Annotated in this window: 17 protein-coding genes; 8 read left to right on the top strand and 9 right to left on the bottom strand. The window is 45.9% G+C overall.

The features are described from left to right. Positions 1-12: 12 nt before the first annotated feature. From MYF79_RS28020 to MYF79_RS28000, 5 genes are read right to left on the bottom strand one after another with little or no spacing between them, the layout of a single operon-like run. A complete protein-coding gene (locus tag MYF79_RS28020; RefSeq protein WP_247811179.1) occupies positions 13-2,880 on the bottom strand; it encodes a tetratricopeptide repeat protein in 2,868 nt (955 codons plus the stop codon). A gap of 1 nt (position 2,881) precedes the next feature. Continuing rightward, positions 2,882-4,378: a glycosyltransferase family 2 protein gene (locus MYF79_RS28015; protein ID WP_247811178.1), complete on the bottom strand. Its 1,497-nt coding sequence runs from the start codon at positions 4,376-4,378 to the stop codon at positions 2,882-2,884. 42 nt (positions 4,379-4,420) lie between these two features. Beyond that, positions 4,421-5,878 (bottom strand): glycosyltransferase family 2 protein, encoded by a 1,458-nt coding sequence (locus MYF79_RS28010; protein ID WP_247811177.1) that lies wholly within the window; start codon positions 5,876-5,878, stop codon positions 4,421-4,423. A gap of 7 nt (positions 5,879-5,885) precedes the next feature. After that, entirely contained in the window at positions 5,886-7,013 is a 1,128-nt protein-coding gene (locus tag MYF79_RS28005) for a HEAT repeat domain-containing protein (protein ID WP_247811176.1), read from the bottom strand. A gap of 50 nt (positions 7,014-7,063) precedes the next feature. Further along, complete coding sequence (locus MYF79_RS28000) at positions 7,064-7,450, bottom strand: PleD family two-component system response regulator (RefSeq protein WP_247811175.1); 387 nt, start codon at positions 7,448-7,450, stop codon at positions 7,064-7,066. 410 nt (positions 7,451-7,860) lie between these two features. Between MYF79_RS28000 and MYF79_RS27995 the strand changes: the two genes are divergently transcribed. The 5 genes from MYF79_RS27995 to MYF79_RS27975 all read left to right on the top strand — a co-directional run bounded on the left by MYF79_RS27995 (position 7,861) and on the right by MYF79_RS27975 (position 14,117). Then, positions 7,861-11,274 (top strand): response regulator, encoded by a 3,414-nt coding sequence (locus tag MYF79_RS27995; RefSeq protein WP_247811174.1) that lies wholly within the window; start codon positions 7,861-7,863, stop codon positions 11,272-11,274. Positions 11,275-11,290: 16 nt separating this feature from the next. Further along, complete coding sequence (locus tag MYF79_RS27990; protein ID WP_247811173.1) at positions 11,291-12,112, top strand: CheR family methyltransferase; 822 nt, start codon at positions 11,291-11,293, stop codon at positions 12,110-12,112. 26 nt (positions 12,113-12,138) lie between these two features. Beyond that, complete coding sequence (locus MYF79_RS27985) at positions 12,139-12,699, top strand: chemotaxis protein CheB (protein WP_247811172.1); 561 nt, start codon at positions 12,139-12,141, stop codon at positions 12,697-12,699. Positions 12,700-12,750: 51 nt separating this feature from the next. Beyond that, a complete protein-coding gene (locus MYF79_RS27980) occupies positions 12,751-13,836 on the top strand; it encodes a sensor histidine kinase (RefSeq protein ID WP_247811171.1) in 1,086 nt (361 codons plus the stop codon). A 71-nt stretch (positions 13,837-13,907) separates the two neighbouring features. Continuing rightward, complete coding sequence (locus MYF79_RS27975) at positions 13,908-14,117, top strand: hypothetical protein (protein ID WP_247811170.1); 210 nt, start codon at positions 13,908-13,910, stop codon at positions 14,115-14,117. A 155-nt stretch (positions 14,118-14,272) separates the two neighbouring features. Here the strand turns inward: MYF79_RS27975 and MYF79_RS27970 are convergent, their stop codons facing one another. Both MYF79_RS27970 and MYF79_RS27965 read right to left on the bottom strand, forming a co-directional pair. Next, a complete protein-coding gene (locus MYF79_RS27970) occupies positions 14,273-15,418 on the bottom strand; it encodes a FecR family protein (protein WP_247811169.1) in 1,146 nt (381 codons plus the stop codon). Between the two features lie 42 nt (positions 15,419-15,460). After that, positions 15,461-15,994, bottom strand: coding sequence for a sigma-70 family RNA polymerase sigma factor (locus MYF79_RS27965; RefSeq protein WP_247811168.1), 534 nt, complete (start codon positions 15,992-15,994; stop codon positions 15,461-15,463). Between the two features lie 441 nt (positions 15,995-16,435). Between MYF79_RS27965 and MYF79_RS27960 the strand changes: the two genes are divergently transcribed. The 3 genes from MYF79_RS27960 to MYF79_RS27950 are packed head-to-tail and all read left to right on the top strand — an operon-like array spanning position 16,436 to position 22,746. Then, entirely contained in the window at positions 16,436-19,975 is a 3,540-nt protein-coding gene (locus MYF79_RS27960; RefSeq protein WP_247811167.1) for a SusC/RagA family TonB-linked outer membrane protein, read from the top strand. 16 nt (positions 19,976-19,991) lie between these two features. Next, entirely contained in the window at positions 19,992-21,347 is a 1,356-nt protein-coding gene (locus MYF79_RS27955; RefSeq protein ID WP_247811166.1) for a RagB/SusD family nutrient uptake outer membrane protein, read from the top strand. After that, positions 21,337-22,746 (top strand): TlpA family protein disulfide reductase, encoded by a 1,410-nt coding sequence (locus MYF79_RS27950; RefSeq protein ID WP_247811165.1) that lies wholly within the window; start codon positions 21,337-21,339, stop codon positions 22,744-22,746. Before MYF79_RS27955 ends, MYF79_RS27950 begins: the two co-directional genes overlap by 11 nt. Before the next feature lie 412 nt (positions 22,747-23,158). On the opposite strand, the gene MYF79_RS27945 is transcribed toward MYF79_RS27950, so the two are convergent. Then, the gene (locus tag MYF79_RS27945) at positions 23,159-24,205 is read right to left on the bottom strand and encodes a hypothetical protein (protein ID WP_247811164.1); all 1,047 of its coding nucleotides are present in this window, start codon (positions 24,203-24,205) and stop codon (positions 23,159-23,161) included. A gap of 30 nt (positions 24,206-24,235) precedes the next feature. Further along, entirely contained in the window at positions 24,236-24,652 is a 417-nt protein-coding gene (locus MYF79_RS27940) for a MauE/DoxX family redox-associated membrane protein (protein WP_247811163.1), read from the bottom strand. Between the last annotated feature and the right edge of the window lie 412 nt (positions 24,653-25,064).

Below are 25,064 nucleotides of genomic sequence, written 5' to 3'. Positions count from 1 at the left end.
TGAATAGCGTGATTAAAATTTACGTTGCAGGGTTACATAAATATCGTACTGGTTTTGAAAAACAGTGGAACTGATCTTCTGGTTGATCCAGGTACCGAAAATACCTGCCGTAGTACGGTATTTGAATGTTTTCTGATATCCTGCCCCCACACTGCGTGTCAGCAGTCCCGCAAGTTTGGGGAATTGTATGAGCCGGCTTCTGTCGTCGGGAGAAGTACCTAAGCCCGCGTTGAAAGCAATAAAGTCCTGCTGGCGGTTCATGTAGTAACGGGCCGTCAGGTTGTAAGAGGTGTAAAACTCCGGGGAATCGCTGATAAAATATGCCCGGAAATTGACCCAGAACTCCTTCCATGTTTTTGCAATGGAGGCCACTCCTGATATGCTGTTGGTACTGTCTGCACTCAGGTAGCGGATGCCCAGCTCTCCCTCTATATCATGTTTGAATGTTTTGAAGAGGGAATAAGCCAATCGCGTTTTGGGGAAGACGATCTCATTGGAATAGGTGGCAAGGGCGTAAGAGTACAACTTCGGATTGTGTGTGTAATACAATTCCGCTTCACCCTGTAAACCTGTGCCCTGTTCCCGTCCCGCATAGTTCAGCCGCGCGGCATAAGAGCCCCGTTTGAAGAAGTGGCGGTATTCCAGGGTGGCAATGTTATAGGAATTATCCTGGTAATCGTAACTGGAATGCAGGAAGAACATGCCAAACTGGTTCTTCATGGTTTTACTATGCAGGTAATCCGCATAGTCCATATTCTCCGCGCTGCGGTTCAGCTTTGTAACAGAGTCGGCCGCGAGCGCCGCCTCTGCATACAGCTTTTTATTCTCCAGCAAGACAGCTCTTTTCTGTATGAAAGATGCATTGTCGGGATAGAAACGGATACCCTGGTTGGCGTAGGCCAGAGCACTGTCGTATTCTTTTTTGTCGCTCAGCAGGTTAATGCTGTAGAGCAGCGCCAGGGAATCTCTCCGGTTCAGCCCAAGCACCTGCCGGTAAATGGCAAGGGCACTGTCAGGCGCGTTGTTCCCCTGGTAGGCGGTACCTGCAGCCAGGAGCCCGTCGGTATATGCGGTCCTGTATTTAGCCGTGAAAGGATAACGTTGCATCAGCTGGTAGGAGAGGGCATTGGCTTCGTTGTACCGCTTCATCTCTGTTAGTATGCCGGCTTTCTTTAGCAGCAGCTCTTTATTGTCAGGATAATAGGTCAATGCCTGGTTCGCATACAAGAGGGCGCTGTCTGCCTGACCCACTGCGTGCTGCAGGTTAATGAGATAGTTCAGGGCGTCGATATTATCGGGCGATTGTGCCAGTACTGCACGGAACTCCCTGGCGGCCATATCATATTCTTCCGCCTGCATTAGCGTACGGCCAGCCGTAAGGCGGAGTTCCGTCAGGTTGGCCGCGTATTTCGGATCAGCCGGAGAGCGGCGCAGCAGCTGTGCTGCAATGGTTGCCGCTTCATCGTACTGGCCCATAGCCGCGAGTATGCCGGATTTTTTGAGGAGAAAACGGCTGTTGTCCGGGTAAGCCGCCAGCGCTCTGTCCAATACCTGCAGGGCATGTATATTGTCTTTCTGATTGATGTAGGTGTTGGCCATCATGTCCAGCGCGGTCGTATCCCGCGGGTCTGTCTGCAGGGCCTTGTCAAATTCTGCCAGCGCCAGGTCGTATTGCTGCTGGGACAGATAGTCACGCCCGCTGGCTATTTTTAAGGCGGTATAACGACTCTTCAGGTCTGCGCTGGACCGGTTAGCGGCATACAGCTTCTCGGCCAGTAATGCGGCCTCTGAGAACTTCCTGTCGCTTTCCAGTACATCCAGTTTGAGCGATAATAATTTCTGATCGTTCGGGTTATTCTTCAGGCCTCTGTTGATCCAGGCCAGGGCTTCCCGGTAGGCGCCCCTTGACATGCTGAGGCCAATTACTTTATCCAGCGCTTCCCGGTTACCCGGATTTTTTTCCAGCACGCCCTGGTACAGCAGGTAAGGATCTGTATTGGCGTACCATGCCGCCGCTTCCATACGCAGGGGCGTTTCCATGCTGTGCGCTTTCGCATCTCCCGGCCAGCGCTTCAGGATCTGTTGCAGCTGATCGATGGCGGCGGGGTAATCATGCATTTCCTGCAGGATGCCCAGTTTGCGCATCATCAGTTCATAGGAACCCGGATTGCCCGCCAGTTCGGCATTCACCTGTTCAATTGCTCTTGTATAGCTGCCGCTTTTGATATACATGGCGGTAATGGCCGACTTGGCTTCCTCATTGTTATAATCGAGCAATAATGCCCTTTCATAATTCTGCATGGCCAGCAGCTGATTGTTCCTGAGCTGATAGTAACGTCCTGCCAGCAGGAAGTGGCCGGTGTAGGCCCGCTGAACGCTGGTATCGGTGCTGTATTTTTCCAGCAGGGCAGTGGCATAATTGCCCCCCTGGAAGAAACGTTCAGATGCATCCAGTATACTGAGTTTTTTCAGCATCAGCGTTTTATCGCCCGGGAACTGATACAGTCCTTCGTCAACATAACATTCAGCTTCCTCATATTTTTTGGCGCCCAGCTCAATATTGACAGCATACAGATAGGCGTCGTAATATGCAGGTGCTTTAGTCAGTACCTGTTTCACATACCGTCTTGCCAGCTGTGTATTGCCTGTCAGCATGTACAATCTTCCCAGCAATAGCTCCTGGTCTGTAAAGTCCGGTCTTTTCTGCAGGGCTTCTTTCGAGAGCTGTATTGCTTTTTCGTAATGATTCAGCCGTGTTTCTTTTACTGCTTCTTCATAGAGCTCATCCGCATCTTTCCCTTTGCTGAAGATCTGGGCCTGTACCTGCAGGGAGAGGCAAAGTACGGCGCCGGATAGTATATATTTGAATAACGACATCATCTTAAGTATTTGCAGGTTTCCGCTGGCCAAATCCCTGGCGCTGCATGTTCCCCCAGCTATGTTTCCGCCCTGTGATGAAATGGAAATATCCCCTCAGCGCGAAGAATACGATCAGGGGGTGATAGATGAAAGGTTCAAGAAAGGCCATTAAAGCCAGGCCTATCACTTCCTTCCAGGTCTTATACTGTTTGTAGGTGATCTGGTCCCATAGTATGGCCAGGGTAGTGATCATGACAGAATAGAAATACACGAATGCCAGCAGGATCAGTGCATTGTGCCAGTTGATACTACCGGTAACGATCTGGTAGATATAGTAAAAAATACCTGTGATCTCGATGATAGGAGCGAGGAATTCAAAAAGCAGGTTATAGGGCAGCACGATCATCCCCAGCCGCTTATAATGCGGATTAAAGATCACTTTGCGGTGTATGGTGATGATCTCTGCCAGGCCACGTCCCCAGCGGGTGCGCTGGCGACTGAACACCTTCATGGTGGGAGGGCCTTCTGTCCAGCATTGTGTAGTGGGAATGTACCTGATCGCATATTTCAGTTTATTGTCGATCATATAGGTACACATCCGCGTTACTATATCCATGTCTTCCGCAAAGGATTTGCTGTCATAACCACCCGCCTTGATAGCGATCTCTTTATCAAACAGGCCCAACCCGCCCGATACGTTGGGCACACAGTTGATCACGCTCCATCCCATCTTTCCCAATACGTACGCCCGCAGGTACTCCATTTCCTGGAAGCGTGGCAGCCATTTCTCCGGCGGCCGTACACGGGTGATCACACCTTCGTCTATCTCGCAGGAGTTGGCAAGACGTAAAGTGGCGCCCGTAGCAATAACACGGATGCTGTCTTCCACGATATGCACATAACCGCACTCAGGGCAGGGTTCTCCTATTTCCCTGGTCTTATTGTGCTCTTCATCCATAAATGGTTTGATCATGCGCAGCAGTGTATCTTTTTCAATGATACAATCCACGTCCGTACAAAGGAAGTAATCGTACGCGGCTGCATTGATACCTGCATTGGATGCGTCGGCCTTGCTCTTTCCATTCACCTTGTCGATCACCATTAGTTTTTCGTAGGCAGAGTTGGACGATTTGAAGACCCTTCTTACCGGTTGTGATTTGATACGTTCATTATAGGCAAAGTCCACTACCTGTAGCTGGAATTCCCTGACCAGTTTTTCCAGGGTATCGTCTGTGCTGCCATCATTGACGATGATCACTTCAAAGCGGGGGTAGTTTAACGTGAGCAGTGAACGGACGTTCTGGATGATGGTTACGCCTTCATTGAAAGCAGGTGCAATAATGGATATACCGGGGGCCAATGGTGACTGGAGCATTTTAGTATAGTCCACATAACTGTTCTTGCGCTGGAACCTGATAATGCCGCGCAGGGAGAGTAGGGCCAGGAGGGCATACATCAGCAGCATGGCGCTGCCATATATAAAAACAAAGCCTTCAAAAAAGTTTCTAAACAATTGCACGATATCTCCTGGTTTTTATAGATGATAATTACAAGTCCGCAGCTACTTTGCCGTAACGGTAGCTGTCGCCTTCTGCGTAGTCTGGAAGCCCCTGCGCTGCATATTTCCCCAGGTACTCTTTTTACCTGTTAGGAAGTAGTAATAACCACGGATGGCGAATACTACTATCAGCGGATGGTACAGGAAGAATTCCATAAAGGGTGTTAAGCAGAGATAGGCCACCTCTTTCCATGTCTTATAATACCTGAACGTAAGCTGGTCCCACAGGATGGCCATTGTCGTGATCATCACAGAATACGTATATACGAACAGCAGCAGTACCAGCGCTGTTGGCCAGTTAATGAGGCCCAGGCAGGTCATGAGGATGTAGTAAACAATACCGGTAAATTCTATGATGGGCGCCAGCAGTTCAAAAAAGAAATTATATGGAATGATGACGAGGCCCATTTTTCCATAACGGGGATTCATAAACATACTGAAGTGTGCATACATCAATTGTGCCAGTCCTCTTGCCCAGCGGGTACGTTGACGGTTGAATATCTTGACGCTGGCCGGTGCTTCCGTCCAGCAAAGTGTTTTCGGAATATAACGGATGGCATAATCTATCTTATTGTCATATGCATAACGGCACATGCGCGTCATCAGTTCCATGTCCTCACCAAAAGAGCTATGGTCGTAACCGCCGGAACGGATAGCAATTTCCTTGTCAAACAATCCCAGGCCACCAGACACGTTCGGTACACAGTTGAGCAGGCTCCAGCCCATTTTACCCAACACAAAGGCACGGATATATTCCACTTCCTGGAAGCGGGGCAACAGCTGGCGGGGAGGGCGCATACGCGTCATTACGCCTTCATCAAATTCACAGGAATTGGCAATGCGTAAGGTAGCGCCTGTAGCGATAACACGTTTCTTCTCTTCCTGCATCACCGGTTTAATGAGCTCCAGCAGGGTGTTTTTGTCGAGGATGCAGTCCACGTCCGTACACACAAAATGATCATAGGAAGCGGCGTTGATACCAGCGTTTACTGCATCTGCCTTGCTTTTACCGTTCACTTTATCGATGACCAGCAGTTTGGAATAGGCGGGGTTGGTCGATTTGAAGATCTTCCTGACGGGCCTGGTCTGTATTTTAATATTGTAGGCGAAGTCAACCTGTACGAGCTCAAATTCATTGATCATTTGTTCGAGGCTGTTGTCTGTACTTCCGTCGTTGACGATGATGATCTCATATTTCGGATAGTTCAGCGTGAGCAGCGAGCGCACATTGAAGATAATGGTGAGCCCTTCATTGAAGGCAGGCGCCAGTACGGTGATGCCGGGAGCGAGTGGAGAACTGAGCAGGGTGTTTTGCTGATTGAACTTGTCTTTCCTGGCATATGCCCTGACAGAGATCATGGAAAAGATGGCCAGCAGGGCGTAGGTGACCAGCAGTATTGTACCGTAAATAAAAACAGTGGTTTCATAAAATCTTCCTATCGTTTCCCAGATATTACCCATCTCACGGTCAGTATTTAATTAAAGGGTTCATACTATGTTTCAGGATCAGTTTATTTTCCGTAGTAGCGGTTTCTACCAGTTCGTCAATAAGGCCTTTGGCCGCCCATTGATTGTTGATGATGGATTTGGCAGCATGTTTACGAACATCAAAATCAGTGGCATGCAGGAACTCCTGGCGGAGAAAATCGACATACCGGCCGCTGCTGATACGGCCAAGGGCTTTCAGGATCTCCAGCTGACAGTTCAGCGGCTGACTGTCATACATCTGGATGAGCTTGTCTTCCACACTCTCCATTTTCAGTTTACCAAGGCAATTGATGGCATCTGCACGCAGGTAATGGTCTTTGGTGTCGAGTAGTTTTACAACGGCCGGAACGGCGCTGATCTGGTTATAGTGAACTACCAGTTTAAGGCAGAAAGAGACAATGCTTTTATTGGAAGAATAGGTGATCCATTGCGCAAAGTTGGGAATGGCGATACGCTCGGTGGTAGAAATGATCTTAAAAAGTTCTACCTGGTCCCACATCAGGAGCGGTTCTGTTACGACGTCAAAGAATTTGAAGGGTTCGTTCTTACTCAGCTTGATATAAGCGTGCCTGGCGGCAGCGCGCAACTCGCGGTTGCGGCTGTTGGTAAGGGGAAGAATGGTTACGTCGGCAATGGACATGTTCATGTTACTGAGTTCTGCCAGTGCCTGTACTTTTTTGTCCCATTTGCGGGACTTCATTTTTTTGAGGGAATCTTTGTCCAGCTCCAGTTGTATGTAAAGGTTCCGGAGTTGCTCCCCCATAGCGCCTCTTACATTATTCCTATAGTCAATGAGCCTGTCTATTAACGCCTGCCTGGCCCATCTGTGCTCAAAAACGGGCAGGCGGAACACTTCTATGGGCAGCGCAACCTGGTCGGCCGGAACATCACCGGCCAGCTCGTCATTGAGTAGGATGTGCTCCATGAGCAGGTTATCTATGATGGGATGAAGGCTGGCAAGCTTCTTTTCCCGCTGGTAGGCCCTGTACCTGCCGGTAAGTATGGACAGGTAGGCAATGACCGTGAAGGATACCGCAATGATGATAAATATTATTGCGATCTGAATATTCAGGGAAGAGCCCCTGAAATCATATAGGTTATATTCCATACAGGACTGGTCAATTGATCAAGGTTCAAGTGGACAGTAACAACAATGTCTTATCTGGCCCCATACTGCATCAGTAGGCGTTTTACCCGTATGAGCAGTTCGCCCGGAATGACCGGTTTCTTAAGGAAGTCGTCTGCTCCCAGTTTGAAACCTTCGAGGATCATCTCTTCGTTACCTGCATTAGAAACAATAATAACTGGAATTGGTTTACCGTTTGTTCTTGTTTTCACCTTGCTGAGTATCTCAAAGCCACTTGCATATGGCATCATGATATCTGTAATGATCAGATCATAATCATAATTGGTGTCTTCGAGACGCTGAAAAGCTTCTTTCCCGTTGGTGACATGTTCTATCTTATATTCTTCCCTATGAAGTATCCTTTCCATTATCTTAGGCATTACTTCATCGTCTTCGACGAGCAGGATCCTGTTACTCATAAAATCGGCTTTTTTGTGCAATGCGCACGGGTGGAAGATGGTCTTTCAGCATTGGTAAGGTATTTAAGCATGAAAGTATAATAGTGTATTTCAGTTGTATCAGTTTGTACAAGACAATCTTTCACATATCTTATATACTGAAAATCCGCTTGCAGGGATTTTCCACTAAGGAGAATTCTTATTGTTCACATGATGAATTATTATTACTTATCGTAGGTGTATAATATGTACGCACTGCTTTTCCTGACGCTGCATCAAAGTTAAGGGGCCTGTTCCAAAGATGGCCCATATTAGGTTCAGAAATATATGTGGGCCGTGGCCACCTCCGCTGCTGACGTATTACAATTCCCTATATTTGCGATTCCAGTTGTCATAAATCCTATTGGCTGTTCAAGCTGCATACCATCACCATGAAAAATACCTTAAAACTCCGTTTATATATAGGTTTTGCTATCGCCCTTATTCTTGTAACCGCAGGAGGTATTTTTTCGCACCTCACCTTCAGGCATCAGCAGGCTGAAGGGCAATGGGTGGAGCACTCGTACGAGGTGATCACCACTACCCAACGACTAAACCGGTATATATCTGAAATAGAAACGGCTGGTGTGACCTACAGAAGTACACAGGAAAGAAAATTCCTGGAGCCATATTTTGCGAGCAATTCCCGTGTATTGCCCCTGGCAGAGGATCTACGGAAGCTGGTAGCTGATAACACAACACAGTTCAGGCGGGCCAGCAAACTGGAAACCAGTGTGATCGCATTGCTGAATTACTGGCAGGAGCTGTACCAGGTGCGCGACAGCGATTATTTGTTCGCGAACCAGTCGATAATAACGCAGGAAGAACTGAAATATGTAGATACGGTACACAGCATCATCGGAGAGCTCATTTCGGAAGAAAGAGCGCTGCTTACCGACCGGGTAGCTTCCAGTAAGACCTCTGTGAGAAGAGCGATGAACGCGCTCATTGTGAATAATCTTTTGATTCTGTTAGTATCCGTCACCCTGATGGTGGTATCATTCCGTGAACTAAGCAGCAGGATGACCATCCAGCAGGAATTGCGCAGGAAGCTGAAAGATGTGGAAGATCTTCACCAGATAACGACCGGTAAGAACTGGTTGCTGACGGGCATGTCGAAGATCAATGAAAGCCTGAGCGGAGAATTGCAGATCGGCGTACTGGCAAAAAGATGCCTGGATGTGATGGTGAATTACCTGAAAGTACCTGCGGGCGCGCTTTATGTCTTTGATGACAAAGCCGGCCTGCTGAAATTATGTGCAGGAATTGCCCTGCCGGCAGGCGTAAAGCGGGAATATGCACTGGAAGAAGGGATCACGGGATATGCCGCCACAAAAAAGGAACTGACCGTTATAGAGAATGTTCCCGCCAGTTATTGGAATATTGAAGCCGGCAGCGGAAGTGCTTTACCGGGTGCCATTGTATGTTTACCACTGTGGCATAATGAAGCCCTGCTGGGAGTGATGGAGCTGGTGGTATTTGGCGAGGTGAACCCGGGCATGCTGGAACTGTTACGCACCAGCAGTAATGCAATAGCTGTTGCCGTCAATGCGGCTGATGCCAGAACCAGGATCATGCAGTTACTGGAACGGGTACAGGAGCAGAAAGAAACACTGGAAACACAGCAGGAAGAATTGCGACAGTCCAATGAAGAGCTCACACGCCAGTCAGAGATCCTGCAGACTTCCGAAGAAGAGCTACGGGTGCAGGAAGAAGAGCTCAGGCAGGTCAACGACGAAATGAGCGTACAGAATAAGGCATTGGAAATGGCCAGGGTAGAGCTTTCCCAGAAAGCGAAAGAACTGGAGCAGAACAGCAGGTATAAGTCAGAGTTCCTGGCAAATATGTCTCATGAACTGAGAACACCGCTCAACAGTGTGTTAATTCTGGCGAGGCTGCTGGAAGAAAATAAAGAGCGCAACCTGAGCAGCAAGCAGGTAGAATATGCCGGTATCATTCATAAATCCGGTTCCGACCTGCTGAAACTGATCAATGATATCCTTGACCTTTCCAAGATAGAAGCCGGTAAGATAGAAATAAACATAGAGCCGGTATCTGTAAAGAATATGATCGATGACCTGGAGCAATTGTTCCTGGTGGTAGCGGAAGAGAAGAACATTCGTTTTACAACAGAAATATTGCCGGGCGTGCCGGAGGAAATTCCTACGGACAGGCAGCGGCTGGAACAGGTGATCAAGAATCTGCTGTCAAACGCCTTCAAATTTACGCCTGCGGGAGGAAGCATCCAGCTTCGCCTGATGTCAAAGCCGGATGGCCTGCATATTGCGGTCATCGATTCAGGAACGGGCATTCCTGCAGAAAAGCAACAGCTTATCTTTGAAGCTTTCCGGCAGGCAGATGGTTCTACCAGCCGTAAGTATGGCGGAACAGGGCTGGGCCTTTCCATCAGCAAAGAACTGATGAAAAGACTGGATGGAGAGATCAGGCTGAAAAGCGAGGAAGGGAAAGGAAGTACATTCACCGTGGTGATGAGGACCAATGGCGTAGCGGCGCCGGTGGCCGCCACAGAAGATGAAGCGCTGTTGCCGGTACATGAGGACCCGCAACTTATTGCGCTTCCCGTGCAGGCGGCTCCGGAAACAGCCCTTGTAGAAGATGACAGGGATGGGCTCAGCAAGCAGGACAAGCTCATTCTGATCATAGAAGATGATGTCAATTTTGCAATGATCCTGCGCGACTTTGCCCGTGAGAAAGGATATAAGACCATTGTGGCCCTGAACGGTAATGACGGCCTGTTCTTTGCGCGCAAATACCTGCCGGCGGCAATTCTGCTGGATATGAACCTGCCATTGATAGATGGGAATAGTATCCTGAAGATCCTGAAGAGCAATGAAGATCTTAAGCATATACTCGTACACGTTATCTCGGCAGGAGAAATATCGATCCAGGTCAGGGATAAGGTGGAAGGTTATACGCAGAAGCCATTGCAGGTAACTGATATGGAGTCGGTGTTCTCCGGTATCAGCGAGCAGTTGCAGGCGCGTTTTAAGAAGGTGCTGGTCGTGTCTGACGGCGTACTGCTGCATCATCCTTCCTTACAGTCGCTCAGCGATAAACGGCAGTTGCAGACGCAATACAATCATGTGGAAAACCAGGAAGCCGCAGCCAGCGAGCTGCAACAGAAGAGCTATGATGCGGTGATACTGGATGCAGGAACGGATATAGAGGCCGGCATCGGAAAACTGCACAAGCTGAGGCAGCTGGCAGGCAACAAAGGCATGCCTATAATTGTATATCTTGATCATGATATTTCAGAAGCAGATGAGCTGAAACTGAAAAAAGAAGCAGCAGCTATTGTAAGGAACTCTACCTTTTCTGCCGACAGGCTGATGGACGAGCTGGAACTCTTTTTGTACAAACTGAAGGAAGTAACTCCCCGGCAGTCAGGAGGCATAACGGTATCCGAGAAGGATCTGTCAGGACAAAAGGTACTGCTGGCCGATGATGATATGCGGAATGTTTTTTCAATTAGTGCGCTGCTGGAGGAGCAGGGTATGGATGTCATCACAGCCGCCGATGGCAAGGAAGCGCTTGAAAAACTGGAAATGCATAAGGATATCCGCCTGGTGCTGATGGATATTATGATGCCGGAGATGGACGGTTATGAGGCCATGCGGCGTATCAGGGCCGATATACGCCATCAACAGCTGCCGGTGATAGCGCTGACGGCCAAAGCGATGGCGGGCGACAGGGAGAAATGTATTGCAGCGGGCGCTTCCGACTATATTGCAAAACCGATCGATAGCAGTAAGCTGTTGTCTTTAATACGTGTATGGATGGTGTAAAACCTTATTGTTTCCTATGAAGGAGGTTATCTCAAATGCAGATTTCCTGGATATTATCAACATTGTTAAGTTACAATACGGGTACGATTTCACCGGCTATGCACAGGCATCCATCAAGCGGCGTTTGCTCCGTTTCATGGGACATATGCGGCTGGAATCCGTTTTTGAGCTGAAACACAGGCTGGTAAACGATCAGGAGCTATTTTCACGACTGATACAGTACATTACGGTGAATGTGACGGAAATGTTCAGGGACCCCGGATTTTACAGGTCTTTACGTGAACAGGTGTTACCTAAACTTGCTGCCTACCCCAATATTAAAATATGGCATGCAGGTTGTTCTACCGGAGAGGAAGTTTTTTCGATGGCGATCCTTTTACAGGAAGCAGGATTGTTAAGCAGGACAAAGATATATGCAACAGATCTGAACCCCGCTAACCTGGAACGGGCAGCAGCAGGGATTCTGCCCCTGGATAATATGAAGGATTTCACCCAGAACTATATTCAGTCAGGTGGCCTGGCAGACTTTTCCAATTATTACACGGCCCGGTACGATAATGTGCTTATTAAAAAAGAACTGCGCCGGCACATTGCCTTCTTTCAGCATAACCTGGTAACAGACAAGGTTTTTAACGAGTTCCAGTTGATCTGCTGCAGAAATGTATTTATTTATTTTAACAGGGAACTTCAGAACTCGGTATTGCAGCTGTTTTTTGACAGTTTGTCCTCAAGGGGCTACCTGGCAATGGGACTGAAAGAGACGATGCGTTTTGCTGACATTCATGGTAAATTTGAGACAGTGCATGCACATCATAAGATATACCGGCGCAGAGAGTAGCAGGCTTTATTATTGACAGTCACTTTATGAAGAAAAGATTTGACGTTATTACCATCGGAGGCTCAGCCGGCAGTCTGCTTGTACTGTCTGATATACTCGACGCCGTGCCCCATCATCTTGCAGCCCCTGTAATCATTGTATTACATCGTCTTCGTAACGTGCGGAGTGAGATGGGACGTTTATTATCGTCCAAAAGAAGGATCATTGAGCCGGAAGATAAAGAACCGGTGAAGGAACACTGTATTTATCTTGCCCCGCAGAATTATCACCTGATGGTGGAAGCAGAGAAGACATTCATGCTGGATTATTCCGAACTGGTCAATTATAGCCGTCCCTCTATTGATATGACCTTTAGCAGTGTTGCCGATGTTTATGGTCCGGGAACACTGGGTATTTTGCTCAGCGGAGCAAATAAGGATGGCGCTGCTGGTTTATGTCAGATCATTGCCGCCGGAGGACAGGGTATTGTGCAGGACCCTCAGACGGCAGCATTTGATGCGATGCCGCAATCGGCCATTGAAATGTGTGAGGGCGTGCAGGCATTATCTATTGAAGACATTAAGAAAATCATAATTGGTGAAACGTAAATGTGGCTTATTTCGTATATACCCTCAGTGTAGCCGTTAAAAGAATAAGAGATGACTAAGAAATTTACGATTCTGCTGGTAGATGACCGAATGGAGAACCTGCTGTCATTAGAACAGATGCTGCTTGCTGAAAACAGGATTTTTCTGCATGCCACATCCGGAAATGAGGCATTAAAACAGGTACTAAGGAACGAAGAGATCGGGTTGATCATGCTGGATGTGCAGATGCCCGATATGGATGGATTTGAAGTAGCGCGGCTGCTAAAGACAAATCCAAAAACGCGGGATATTTCGATCATTTTTGTAACCGCCATCAACAAGGACGAATATCATATGCTGAAGGGATTTGAGAAAGGGGCGGTGGATTATCTGTATAAACCTTTAGACATCAATATGACGCGCGCCAAAGTAGATGTCTTTGAGCGTTTGTACCTGTACCAGATGGAATTAAGGCAGGCCCTGAAAGATAAGGAGCTGATCAACGGTCAGCTGGAGCGGTTTATGCATGTGGTGGCGCACGACCTGAAATCGCCGCTTTCCGGCATCACCGGCCTGCTGATGCTGATGAAGGAGGAAGAAGATATCTGCAAATCGCCTTTCCTGACTGAATATACGAATATGGCCATCAACGCCACTTCCCAGCTGGCGGATATGATCACGGCCATCCTGGATTACAGCCGGGAGCACCAGTTCCGGCATATGGAAGAAGATGTGGATGTCGGAGAGCTCTTGCAGCAACTGGTTAAATACCTGTTCCCGCCACCGCACATCAAGATCGAGATAGAGGAGGGGCTGCCGGTGCTCCATACCAGCAGGCAGAAATTGCAGCAGGTGTTCCAGAACCTGCTGACGAACGCAATTAAATATGGCGACAAACCGGCAGGGGAGATCTATATAGGGGGAAGACCGGACGGGGATTTTTATGAATTTTTCGTTAAGGATAATGGTCCCGGCATCGAGGAAAAGGACAATGAGCGCATTTTCCGCCTGTTCGAAAAAGTGGACAATGACGACGACAAAGGCACTGGTATAGGCCTTAACATCCTGAAATTGCTGGTGGAAACCCAGGGCGGAAAGGTATGGGTGGAGTCGAAACTGGGGGAGGGAAGTGTTTTTTATTTCCAATGGAGGCGATAAAAGCTATCAGGTAAGGAAAAAATTTCATAAATTAAATGTTGAATGATAGGAATAGCCAATTCAACATGTGTATGATAGATTTTTATTTATTTAAGGACAGGGACAATGAACAGTCAACAGATACCGGTAAAGAAGAAGAAATAGTACATACCGGGTCCGGAGGAGCTTTTGATGAAACGGAGTCAGCCACCGACGAGGCAGAGTGGGAATTGAGCGACGAGCAGCTGGATGAGCGCCTGGAAAATCCTGAGGAATCCTCTAAAAAACCTCCCGCTTACTGATATTACTGGAATAAGTATTAAGATATACCGTTTACGGCAGGACAAAAAAGGGCAAAAAAAACCGGCACTAAAGGAATAAAGTACCGGTATTTCATTTTGCATTGTTCGTAAACGAAGGTAATAGTATTCGCTGGGGGCCTTATGGCCTGGCGGTACTACTTAATATGTATAGTATCATTTTTATAGTAATAGTCTGCACCACGGATTACTTTCAGCATTTCCAGGAAGGCTTGAATCCCCTCTGGTTTTCTGATCAGCATAGTAAATGTCTTATCAGCTACAGCAGGATGGTCTGTCACGATCTTTACGTCATACCATCTTTCCAGTATAGGTATTATCTCACTAAGCGGTGTTTCCCTGAAGTCGTATCTTCCTTCCAGCCATGAAAGTACGTCGTTTTTATCAAATGGATGCGTATTGATGCCATTTTGAGTAGTATATTCCAGCTGGAACCCTGGTTGAAGTATGGCTTCCTGCCTGCCTGCAAGTACCTTCACCGCGCCCTGGATAAGGGATACGGCGGCTTTACCCGGACTATATGTGTTAACATTGAATTCCGTGCCCAATACCTGTATGGTGGCATCAGGCGTGTGCACTGTGAAGGGTTGGGCTGCCGCTGCCGCAACTTTTATATAGGCTTCCCCGGTAATGGATATTTCCCTGGAGCTACCTGCGAATCCGAAGGGAAACTGCAGGGTACTGCCGGAATTCATCCGGATCTCCGTACCATCAGAGAGCCTTACGGAATATTCTTTACCGCTGGGTACTATCAGTTTATTCAGTCCGCTGTTGTTCCTGTCTGCTATGAACGTGAGGGTGTTCCTGCTGTTATTGAGTGTAACCTGCCCATCCTCCGTCTTTTGATATTGTTCGCCGCCGGAGAGGTCGATAATCTGGCCATTCTGCAGCTCAAGGTAAACACTTTTGGCGGGAATGTTCTTATGAACGGCAGACAGGACTTTAGAGGAATGGTTGGTTTTTGTGATGGCGTATATGAATATTCCTGCACCAAGAAGGGCGGCTGCCGCGGCTATGATCCATTTCCCGCTACGGACGGCGGGCCGGGGCTGCGGGGAAAATACCCTGTCCTTTACACCAGACATGATATCGTCAGCCGAGATACTGTCAAAATCCGCCCTGCGTGCTGCATGCAGGAGGTAATATTCCCGGAGATGTTTCCAGGCTGCTTTTACCTCAGGGTCTCCCTCAATCAATGCATCGACTTCTTCCTGCAGGTCTTTACTCAGACCGCCTGTCAGCTTAAGCATTAATAACTCATGTATGTCAGATCTACTCTCCATGTACTTCTCATTGTGACAATACCAGTATAAAAGCTTTAGTGCTTACAGGATCTTTTTCAGTTTCTCCTGTAGTTTTTTACAGGCAGTAAAGATGTGAACATTGACGGTATTGATGGAGAGGCCCAGGTCCAGTGCTACTTCCTTTCTTTTTTTACCTTCAATAAAAACCTGGGTAAAAATGTTGGACGACTGCAAAGGGAGTGTTTTGATCGCAGCAGAGATGATGCGTTTCAACTCTTCCTTCTCTATGCTGGTTTCTGCTTTGGTAGCAAAATCCTGCGAGAATGACCATGCATCTTTTTTACATTCCTCTGTGTCCTTCGTTTTAATATAGCGGTAACATTTATAACGGAGGGACTGGAACAGGTAGGAGCGTACATTGGTTTGTACATTCGACAGGGAGCGCTTTTCCCATATTTCTATGATCAGCTCCTGAACAATGTCTTTGGCGTCCTGACTGTCTTTTAACAGCCGGTAGGCTTCGGCCCACAGTGCCTTTGCATGGTTCTGAAATATATTCTCGTATGTAACATTATCGTCTGCAAGAGGCAGATCGTTAGTATTCGCATGACGCATTATATAAACCCTTTACTATTTACGAATGTTATGCTGATCCCCCAGATACAGTTTGTTTTTTTATTAAGAAAGTGGGGCGAAAGTACTAAAGACATAAATGTTATTTTGAAATTAACTTATGGGTACTCATGTTAATGATTTGTGAATGTGTCGTTGAGATAAGTACGTAAACAATGCTACCGTGCTGTAAATGCTTGTCTTTTAGGTCCTTGCGTGCGCTTTGGAATCGTGGATGTCTTTTATTGAGATTGTTATGGCACTGAGTACATATACGCTAAAAACAAATTAGCGGTTTTCTCGTTTTCAAAAAAAGCTATCCGGCCACTAAAGCTTTTTTGGATAAGATGTCACACTAAATTTACAATACTTATGCGTTAGTCAGTTTCAGGCATTGTGCAATTGTAGTAAACGTTTTATTGACCACTATAATTACTGATGATTATGTCTCACTGTTGTCGGGACCATATAAAGTATGGCCTCTGGGTCATTGTTTTGCTCATTTCCCCTTTTACTGTTCTTCCTGTCCATGCCCAGGATAAAAACATTCAGCGAAAAATATCCCTGCAATATGAGAACATTACTCTTGCTGATCTTTTCAATATCATAAGCCGTGAAACCGGATATACTTTCTTCTACAATAATCAAACTGTTAATGACCGGATCAAAATAAGCGTGCATGAAAGCAGTGTGTCCCTGACACAAGTGCTGGAGAAATTGCTGGCGTCCCGTGGTTATGACTGGGAGGTACGTATGAACAGGATCGGTATTTTCAGAAAAGAGAAAGCTGCAGATGAGGATGCACCTGCAAAGAAAAATGAAGCACCAGCCATCCGCGGAATTGTTACCATGCCGGATGGTACGCCCCTGGAAGGCGCTACTATAAATATACCCGGCGCCGGCAAGAGCGGAACAAGAACGAATGAGAAAGGCGCTTTTTATTTGAATAATACCGGCGCTGACAGTATTGTGAGGATCAGTTATACGGGGTTTAAAACCCGGGCGATCAGCATAAAACCTGCCGCTGTGCTTCGTGTCGTATTAGAGCCTGTGATCACCGATCTTGCTGTGGTGGCGGTCAGAAGCAATGGCTATCAAAAGATACCTGCTGAAAGGGCAACGGGGTCTTTCGTGCAGGTAAACAATCAGTTGCTGAACCGCAGGGTAGGCCCTACTATACTTGAACGGCTGGAAGGTGTTACCAGCGGTGTGTTGTTCCCTAATAAGAATATTCCGCCTTATTCGAATGAAGCCTACATTTCAATACGGGGCAGAAGCACCATTCTTGCGAATGCACAGCCCCTGATAGTAGTGGATAATTTTCCTTTCACCGGCGACATTAACCTGCTGAACCCTAATGATATTGAAAACGTCACGATCCTCAAAGACGCGGCTGCAGCCTCTATCTGGGGGGCTTTTTCAGGCAATGGCGTGATCGTGATCACTACAAAAAAAGGAAAACTGCATCAGGCACTGAAGGTGGAAGCAAATACGAATGTTACCATAGGCGCTAAGCCCAACCTTTTTTATAATCCTGCTTTCCTGGGTTCCAGTGAATTTATTGATGTTGAAAAGTATTTGTTCGACAAGGGATTTTATGATGCGGATCTTTCCAATGATTACAGCTATCCGGTTATTTCTCCTGTTGTGGACCTGCTGGATAAAAAGAGAAGTGGGCTGATCTCTGCGGCCGAAGCAGATGCAGACATTGATCAGCTTAAGAAGAATGATATCAGAAGGGACTACAAAAAATATTTTTACAGGAACAGCGTCAGTCAGCAGTATGCAGTGAACATCAGCAGTGGAGGAGATAAATCGGCTTACCTGCTGTCAGTAGGGTATGACAGGATATTGAACAATAAAGTAACAGATGCATCCAGCCGTTTTACGATCAATAATTACAGCACGTTTCATTTATGGGACAGGGTAGAGCTATCGTCAGGTGTTTCGTTTGTAATGAATAAAGCAAACATGGACATAGGCCGTATTGCTATTACTCCGGCGGGAGGGAAAGACCTTTATTATCCATACGCACAACTGGCAGATGCTAATGGTAATGCCTTACCCTTGCCTAAAGATTTCCGGTATAGCTTTATCAGTCAGCTGCATGGCGACGGTTTATTAGACTGGACATACCGGCCATTGGACGAACTGAAGACAATTGACAATGCGGAAAGAAGATATCATATCAGGCTTAATCCGGGGATGAAAATAAATATCGTCAAAGGACTAAATGCAGAAATAAGATACCAGTTTGAAAAGCAGATAGGCAAAACAGAATACTATAATAGCACGGAAACATATTATACCCGGAACCTGATCAATCTGTTCACGCAGGTTGATGCAAATAATGTGACACACCCTATACCCATTGGGGGCATCTTGGAAGAAAGTAACAGAGAGCTTACCAGCAATAACTACAGGGCGCAACTGAATTTCAACAGAACCTTTGCAGGGAAGCATAATGTTGCCGCTATTGCCGGTTTTGAACAAAGAGAAACGGTTACAAAGGAAAACGGTTATATTTATTACGGGTACAACAAAGAGAATCTTTCTTACAATAATCAGATTGATTACACCAGATATTATGACGCCTACCGCTACCTTGGAGCAGGAGGATATATTCCCGGTGGAGGCATAACGACCCGCTACAACAATGACTTTATTTCTTATTTTGGTAACGCCGCTTACACGCTTAATGAAAGATATATTGTCTCAGCCAGTATGCGTCTTGATCAGAGCAATATCTGGGGCGTAAATACCAACCAGAAAGGAGTGCCTTTGTGGTCTGCTGGCGTGGGATGGGAAGTAAGCAGGGAGCGATTCTACAAATCTGACTGGCTGCCATATCTGAAAATAAGGACAACATATGGGTATAACGGGAACCTTGATCCTGGCCTTTATGGGCAATTAGCGATAATATACAGGAATACTGGCAATATAGCCGGACTACCGCAGGCTGGTATTGCTAATCGTCCAAATTCAAGGCTGAGATGGGAGAAGATCGGAACACTCAATGTTGGAGTAGACTTCGAAATGAGGAACAGGATGCTGAGTGGCAGTATTGAGTATTACCGGAAAAAGGGAGATGATCTGATAGGGGAGCAATCTATTGCAATGCAAACCGGAACAACCATGTTCAAAGGGAATTTTGCTGATATGAGCGGAGGAGGAGTGGATATCAGCCTGACATCCTATAACATCAACAGGAGGGTTAGCTGGACAACGGATTTTTTGTTTAGTTATAATTGGGATAAAATAACCCGGTACAATTATTTTAAAGGCATAAGGGGAGCTGTTTACAGTGGCGATGGTACAGGATCTGTTTTAATTCCATTCGTTGGTAAGCCTGTGTATGGTGTTTACAGCTATAAATGGGCGGGGCTGGACCCACATAATGGGGATCCACAGGGTTATCTGGCCGGAAAGGTAAGCAAAGATTACAATGCAATATTGGGCAGCGAAGATGAAAGTAATATTCTTTATCATGGTTCTGCACGTCCTACAATTTTTGGTGCAGTGCGCAATACGGTTTCATACCGGCATTTCACCTTATCGGTTAACCTGGCTTATAAGCTGAGATATTATTTCAAACGGTCTTCTATCCTGTACAATAGTTTATTTAGCAGCTGGTCGGGAGCGCATAAAGATTATTCCTCCCGTTGGCAGCGGCCCGGAGATGAACTACATACAAATGTACCTTCCATGACATATCCCGGAGATCCCAGCAGAGATTACTTCTACCAGTACTCAAGTGTGCTTGTTGAAAAGGGAGATCATATACGTTTACAAGACCTGAGATTAAGTTATTCATTCAACCCCTCACTGCTGGGTAAAACCGGCATCAAAGATATACAACTATACTTATATGCCAATAACGTCGGTATTATCTGGAAGGCTAATAAGGCCGGGCTGGATCCGGATTATGTAATGGGCTATCCTGCGCCAAGGACTTTTTCCCTGGGGTGTAATGCAAAGTTCTAACCGTTAATATGTTAATATGATTAATCGTATATTATTTACGAGTGCCATCATTTTATTGTCGGCATGTACAGAAAAGCTGGATATAAAGCCGGATCAGTCTATGGTTATTCCTCAGACAGTGGCTGATTTTCAGGCAATGATTGACTACACGGATATATTGAACGCTTATATTCCCTCTTATGGAGAAGCCGGTGCTGATAATTATTATATAACAGACGCCACCTACAACGGGCTTGTATTAAACAGTGATCGAAATGCGTATATATGGGGAAAGGATATTTTTCCGGTGAAAGATATCGCGGTTGACTGGGCTAATGGTTACGTAAGGATAAACTATTGTAATCTCGTCCTGGAAGGATTAGAAAAACTGACAACCGGCAAAGGAACTGCTGCTTATAATAACGTAAAAGGCGCTGCCTTGTTTTTCCGGGCATTATCTTTCTACACGTTGGCAGAAGAATTCAGTAAGCCATATGACAGTGCTACTGCGGCTACCGATCCGGGTATCCCATTAAGATTAAAATCGGAAATGGAGGTAATTTATCAGCGCGCAAGTGTCAAGGCTACCTACGAACAGGTACTGTCAGATCTCGCAGTTGCCGCAGAACTTTTACCGGATATCACTACTTTTAAAACCCGGCCGTCCAAAGCCGTGATCTATGGTTTGTTGGCAAGGATATATCTTAGTTTGGGAAATTACCAGGAAGCGCTGAAAAATGCTGACCTGTCTTTGTCAATTTATCATGAGCTGCTGGATTATAATACGATTGATCCCGATGCCGGACTGCCTTTTGATGAGTTTAATGATGACGTATTGTTCTATGCGAAACTTTCAGGTAATGGGTTGACCCGGATGGCTACTATGATTGTTGACTCTCTTTTGTACAGGCAATACCAGGATAATGACCTTCGAAAGGTACTTTTTTTCAGAGATGGGGCGGGCGGTATAAAGATGTTTAAAGGTACTTATAGCGGAAATAGCTTTCAGCATTTTGGAGGAATAGGCGTTGATGAGATGTATATCAGCCGGGCAGAATGTTATGCCAGAATGGGAGATGTTGCACATGCTATGGAAGACCTGAATACTTTACTGAGAACAAGATGGAAGACAGGCACTTATGCAGATATGACAGCATCAGATCCGGATGACGCATTGAGAAAAATACTGGTTGAAAGAAGAAAGGAATTGTTGTTCAGAGGGCTGCGTTGGCTCGACCTGAGACGTTTGAACAAGGACACCAGGTTTGCCAAAACGCTTAAAAGGATAGTGAATGGTTCAGTCTATGAATTACCTCCCAATGACGTGCGTTATGTATATCCGATTCCCGCGGATGAAATAAGTTATAGTGGTATAGAACAGAATGTCAGATAAGAGAGAGATGCTTAAATATTTGCTGTTATCAGTGCTTGTGTCGCTAAGTTATTTGTCTTTGCCTGCACAGGAGAAGGAACCTTTTGAAGGTTATAAAGCGATATCGGCACCGCTTGGCATTGGTGCAGTTGTTCCGGATTATAAACTGCAGCAGGTGCTTAATTATAAGGATACGGAAGTCAGCTTATCAGCATTTAGTGGAAAGGCTTTATTAATTGATTTCTGGGCTGTTTTTTGTCAGCCCTGCTTGGCACAGTTCCCGAAATTACAGCATATCCAGGATAAATATAAAAATGAGCTTCAGATAATTACAGTTACAAGTGATAGCCTCCCTAAAGTAGCCCGTTTATTTGAGGATATCCGGTACCAGGGTTTTAATCTGCTGACCGTTGCCCGTGGTGTTGATAACAATGTAAATGATAGTTTGTTTTTTGTATTTCCACATAAGTATATCCCACACTATATCTGGATAGATAAAGATCGAGTAGTAAAGGCCATTACCGGATATGAAGCTCTGAACGATGATAATATCGCTTTGTTAACCCGTGGAGAATCATTGGCTGCGATAAATAAGGAAGTGAATGTTCTTCCTCACGGGCATGCCGCTGTATACTCTTACCAGGAGGCTGATATTGCGGAGAAATTTATGTTGAACGATTCCATAAGAGGATTGATAGGATACTCTATGCTAAGTGGATATAACAGGAAGTACCCCCCCAGTTCAGCGATTGACTACGCCGGTATTTATGCAGAGAGGAGGATCCGTATATGGAACCTTCCCCTGGGAACGATGATGCGGCTTGCATATGGGAAGATGGGTAAGGAAATATGGGAGCAGGAATTAGTGACGGTGCCCAGAGTTTTTTTTAATGTCAGAGATGCGGAGATATTACATAAGCTGACAGTAGACTTTAAACAGGCGCCAGACACAACCGCCGATATGTATTGTTACGACCTGATTATTGCCGGAAAGGGCAGGGGATTCCTGATGGATAAAATGAAAGAAGATCTTTACAGGTATTTTGGTGTCAGAGGAAAATTCATCCGGCGGAAAGTGTCATGTTACATTCTCTCCTTAGTGGACAGTAGCAGGCTTGGAACAAAAGGTGGCGAGCCTTATGTATTAGGCAATATGTATTATTTAAAGTTACAGAATGCAGATTTTTCACTGTTGACTGAGCATATCAGGACATTTAATGAAGGCAGCAAAACGACGCCCTATAGCGGGCTGGAATCTGCTATCATAGTGGACGAAACCCATTTTACATCCAAAGTGGATGTAAATATAACCGCGAGGATGAACGATATACCCTCACTAAACAGGGAATTAGGCAAATATGGGCTTGCGCTGCTTGAAGGCGAGCGATTAGTTGATGTTTTATTGATAGAAGACCTGTAAGCATCAGGTTGTGGTAACTATTGCCTGATGCCATAGATTGTCACCATAGATGAAGTATTTCTCCTGATAGTGACAATGTTTCCGTTTTGGGTTTGGATCACAAACTGAGCGGTACTACCGGCGGCGATATAACAACACGGGAGAGACGGTGAGTAAGCGCATTCATTGTCTATGCTCGGGCCGGAAGAACTGGGTATTGTATTGCATAACATGATCGCGTTCGCTTGTCTATGCGTTGCAAATGCACTGGCAGCACTCAGCAATAAAACCACCACGACATGGTTTATTCTCAGATTTTTCATTTGGGTTATAATTTTGTCTGACACGGCATTGCTGGCGTGTAGATTTCACGATGAATCCGGAGTGATTTTTAATCCATTCGGGACAAGCCTCTTTTTGCCATTCGGCATTCTCATTTGCTCAGGCCGGGGAACTCATAAAGGGCAAGTTGGTTAGTATATGTAGCTAGTATTTTCCTGCCAAAGATACGAAACGATTTCAGATGTTGCTTGCGGGGAACTGGAATGTAAATGCTCTCCATATACTTGTCCATATTAGTACTGTAGATGTCAATAACCGTTGCTGATTGATCTGTCAGTAAGGTTTCATTATCCGCTTTGATCAGACTGTTAACGTATAAATGGCCCCTGTACAGCTGACTTAGATAGTTAATGAGCATGCGTGTGCCATCAGGCTTGTACAATACCTCACTGCTGCCTGTTTTATTCCGGCTGATATATTCGATCTGGCTTTGTGTAAAAGTATCGATGGTATGGGTTGCGCGTAGGGAGCGGAAGGCGGTGTCGAATATGGTGATACGGTTATTATAATGATGGATGTAGTAACAGGAGACATCCTGATCGTTATAGAGCAGCATGCCGCCGGACGAAAGGTCTTCTGTGAGCCGCTCCGCTTTTGTAAGCTGTTTGGTGTAAATATTAAGCTTGCAGAATGACTGATCTGTAGAGTCGCCTGTGAAATATTTCAGTATGAAAGCGGAATCAGATATCTGTACCGCGTTGCTGTAATTGGACGGCGTAGGAATCGTGGTTTGTGTGCCCGTCTGCAAATCATACACAAGGATGGCCGCCAGGTTATATGCAAAAATGAATGCTTCAGGATACCTGACATATGTACTGAATGCATTGGCCAGTCCCTTGCTGGCGGTACTGTCTATCGGAAGATGAATTGTTTTTATAGTACTGCATGCAGTATCTGTGTAAGCAATGATATGCGGATCGTCTGTGTGAAAATATATATTGCTATCGTTGTAACCCGCACTATAGAGAGGATACGCTGCCGATAATTTTTTAATCAGCTTTAAAGGTTTGCCGGAAGTAAATAGCCTGTTGAAACCGTGTTTTATTTCGTAAGGCTGACGGGACTTGCGGACGATAATGAACATTAAGCCCAATACCATTATTGTGGCAAGCAATACTACAGATATTCTGGTTCTCATGGAAGTTGTGTCTTTTAAATGGCGATGTATTTATGCTCTGGACCTGAAAGGAAAAGTAAATATACCTGCGAGTGCGATGATTGTAAAGATGATATTGAATACAAGATGTTGTTCCCAGTTCATGCGGGATAATATACCACCGCAGGAGCAGGGCACGAAGTAGCTGAAATGCAGGATCGCATAAATGTATACGGTAAATAAGAACATCAGTCCATAGGAAAGATAATACCCTTTCAACCTTGTGGCCGGAAACAGGAGTAAGACAGTGGTAATTAACTCGATGCCCGGAACTGACCATGCAATAAAACCAGCGTAAGCGCTTGTGAAGGGTGATTGGTCCAACTGGAACCTGAAAGTGTTATACTGTAGCAATTTGCTGATACTGGCATAAGTAAACAGGATCGTCAGCAGGACCGCTGGCAATTCAAGCAGTGATTTTTTTAACATAGCTAGTCGATGTTTTGTCGTAATTGGTATTTATGTGCCGGTGCTATTCTTAACGGAGGGGTAGCAGCTCATTTCTCCGGCAATTGCTGATAGCGGTCCCGTTTAGCACTATATTGACCAAACGCATGATGCGGCCACCATGAATAGCGGTAGTCAGCTTCAGTTTTATAAAGACGGGAATGGACTTTAAAATGGGCTTTGCAAACAGGTATACTTACTACTGGCATTGCTGTGGAACTGCCTTTAAGGGCTTTCCCTTTCCGGGCAACAGGGATTTGGATAAGAGACGGCATGGGTTGTGTATTAATGGTGAAAGATTTCGGGGAAATATGTGGTTTATGGGTTATTACAAGGGTTTGTCACCGCGTAACTATGTTGTGTTACAATTCGGTACGTGGACGAATATAGAAAA

The sequence above is a fragment of the Chitinophaga filiformis genome (genome assembly GCF_023100805.1).
Taxonomy (GTDB): Bacteria; Bacteroidota; Bacteroidia; order Chitinophagales; family Chitinophagaceae; genus Chitinophaga; species Chitinophaga filiformis_B.
This window is presented reverse-complemented; position numbering and strand designations above follow the sequence as displayed.